We start from the raw sequence: 423 nt of genomic DNA, 5'->3' as shown, positions 1-423 counted from the left end.
ATGTCACCACGCTGCTGAGAATGGACAGTGAGCGGCGCATGAAAACGCTGGGGGATGCGGTGAAAAATACGCTTCTCACGCCCAATGAGGCCCGTAAACGGGAGAACCTGCCGCCCCTGGCCGGCGGAGATGCACTGTATCTTCAGCAGCAGAACTACAGTCTGGAGGCGCTGTCCCGTCGTGATGCCCGTGAGGATCCGTTCGCGTCGACCGGGAAAACGGCCTTAGCGCAACCGCCTGACGGCGCATCTGACGGTAATAAGGCAATCACTGAAACAGAGCATGATGCGGTGAAGGCGATGTTCAGGGGGGATACTGCGAAAATGACGGAACGGGAACTGTCCATTATCCGTGCGCTGGGTGAAGAATTTTCCGCAGTGCTGGCGGATTTACAGCGCACATTTGAGGGGAAAATAGCCGCGC

The 423-nt window shown here is 57.4% G+C and carries 1 pseudogene; it reads left to right on the top strand.

What is annotated here, in order from left to right:
* Window positions 1-423: pseudogene (locus E0D98_RS25895) on the top strand (phage portal protein); the annotation flags it as partial.

This window comes from Escherichia sp. KCJ4928 (assembly GCF_004352695.1).
Lineage (GTDB): Bacteria > Pseudomonadota > Gammaproteobacteria > Enterobacterales > Enterobacteriaceae > ECMA0423.
This window is presented reverse-complemented; position numbering and strand designations above follow the sequence as displayed.